We start from the raw sequence: 2,478 nt of genomic DNA, 5'->3' as shown, positions 1-2,478 counted from the left end.
GTTGCCGGCCTCGTCATGGAACCACTGCAGTTTGCTCGCGGCGTTGATGGCCTGGATCAGCCTGCCGTTGCCGTCGTAGGCAAAGGTTTCTTCCTCGCGCTGGTCACCCTGGCTGGCCACGCGGGAAGTCAGGCGGCCTACGGGGTCGAAGAATGATCATAATTATATTTTTATAATTTTAAAATCCCCCTTCAACCCGCAAATCATATTGGCGAACCTTTCAAGACCTATTAATATCTCTCCAACTCGCTATCAGAACTTACATTTTTAATCAATCGCATGCGAAGCTAACAGACCATGATAAATCAACTCATCCCTTGCGGCCTCTTGTGCATCTCCACTCAAGGCCCAGCATACAAAGCCATTACGCTCTTCTACTTCCCCATACCGCCCAACAACATCCTCCAAAACTTTACGCTGAACCTCTGGAAATGCCTTTATTTTACTTTGACCAAGACAATTCAAATCAAAAACATCTCTCAAATATAAATAATCAAGAGACATTCTCTTTGCCTTCGCCCACTTACCAGCTTCACTCCTACGAGACCAGAACATTGGATGACATTCATCTGGAGAATAGTACCCCATCCCATACGCCGCACCGTAAACCTGTGACTCTCGGTATAAATAAATGTACCCAAATTTCGCATAAAAAAACTCATACAACAACACAAATTCCAGCAAATCAGTCACATCAACCTGTTCGCTATTAGCAGCCAACAGCAATCCTGTGGCACTTGATAGGACAGCAGAAAATGCGCAGTTGAATGGTTCATCTTGCTCACCCTTTGCCCAAAGCCGCTCCGAAAATAACTCTACCGAATCCATCAATCTTATATTTCTCTCAAAACTAGAACTCGTGTATTTTATTACTTTACCACGCGCCCCCCCAAATCTATCTATTCTTGACCCAATACTCTCAAACCATAGTTTCAAATACTGACTATCCTGCAGAACATCTAAAGGAGTGCACACTGCATCTCCGACCAAGAAACTGCATTTACCATCCATATTACTTCACCCTCATCGTCCTAGGTGTTCTAGAGTAATCACCAGCTCGCGCTCCAAGGCCACTTAACGTATTCTCAGCCTTGCTATCCAACTCACGGAATTTATCAGTAGGCGAAGGCACCTCAACAATATCCACTTTCCCATCTTTACGCAGCCCAGTTACATCAGGACGTGTATTGGGATCTGTAGGAACCCCCGTAACTGTCTTCACCGCAACGTTCACACCCACCCGCTCATAATCCCCACTCATCGCCATCTGTTCCGCAATATCTTCCGACATTTGCGCATGGCCATCGCCCCCTGTCTTTTGCCCCGTACCAATAATTGGACAACCATTGACCATCCGTACAGGCTGCTTCTTGGCCAGCCCCAGCGGATCAATCCAGAAGATTGGATTGGGGGCATAAGCAAACAGGTTTGCCCCGCCCAGGTACTTGATCGGATCTTGCCCAACAAACCGCCCAACCGCCGGATCATAGTACCGATACCGGTTGTAATGCAGCCCAGTCTCATGGTCGTGATACTGGCCCTGGAAGCGGATCGGGTTGTTCAACCCCACCTGTTTCGCCCAGGCCGAACGTTCTTGTTTCACCTCACCCCACGCCTTGTACTGCGCCGACCACGCCACGTCGCCGTTGTGGTCGGTCAGTTCCATCGGCGTACCCAGGTGGTCACACTGGTACCAGGTAATCGCATCAAAGGGTTGTGGCGAGGCCGCTTGCTGCCAGAGCGGGTCCTGGTCGATGTCGTAGGGGCGGTTGCTCCAGTCCGGCTCCTTGTGCAACCGTATCGGGGCCTTGCGCAGAGCCTGCGCCACCGGCACAAAGCTGCCCGGTTCGTACAGGTAGTGCACCGTGCGCCCGGTGTCACCTTCATCCTGCGCAGGCGAGCTTTCCCAGGCGAGGGTGTCGCCGTCCCAGCCGAACAGGGTGAAGCCGCAGTTCAGTTCGCGCTGGCGCTTGGCTCGCTCCAGCTGGTTCCAGCCAGTACCGGCTTCAGGTTTGTTCCAGTAATGCGCCGTCGAGTGCTTGTGCAACCGACGCCCAAGGGCGTCATAGCTGTACTCGACCTTGAGCTTGTCGTCGCTGTAAGCCTGCAAGCGGTCGAAAAGATCCCAGGTGAACCGGGCCTGCACACCGTTGTGCAACCGGTGGCTCAGGTTGCCCCGCTCGTCATAGGTGTAATGCGTGCCCGCATACTCGCGCAGCAGGTTATCCATCAAACGGTTGCGCTTTGGCGTGCGCTCCAGTGGCCGCGTCAGTTCGTGGTGCTTGTCGTCCAGCAGGTTGCCGGCCGGGTCGAAGGCGAAGGTCTCCACCCCCAGGCGGCTGGTGGCCTGCAACAGGCGGCCAATCGGGTCGTACTGGTAGGCCAGATGACCACGACGGGTGTCGTGGATGTCGGTCAGCTGGCCTACCGCGTCGTACTGATACTCACGCTTGAGCAGGGTTGATTTGCCGTCCTGGC

The 2,478-nt window shown here is 53.1% G+C and carries 2 protein-coding genes; both read right to left on the bottom strand.

What is annotated here, in order from left to right:
- Positions 1 to 267 precede the first annotated feature (267 nt).
- Positions 268 to 1,011, bottom strand: a complete 744-nt coding sequence (locus MF6396_RS28635) for a hypothetical protein (RefSeq protein ID WP_146095044.1) — start codon at positions 1,009 to 1,011, stop codon at positions 268 to 270.
- Between the two features lies 1 nt (position 1,012).
- On the bottom strand, positions 1,013 to 2,478 hold a 1,466-nt coding region (locus MF6396_RS27955), incomplete at its 5' end, for an RHS repeat-associated core domain-containing protein (RefSeq protein WP_238596500.1).

The sequence above is a fragment of the Pseudomonas sp. MF6396 genome, from assembly GCF_002018915.1.
GTDB classification, from domain to species: Bacteria; Pseudomonadota; Gammaproteobacteria; order Pseudomonadales; family Pseudomonadaceae; genus Aquipseudomonas; species Aquipseudomonas palmensis.
The sequence above is the reverse complement of the archived record's forward strand: the minus strand, read 5'-3'. Positions and strand labels throughout refer to the sequence as shown.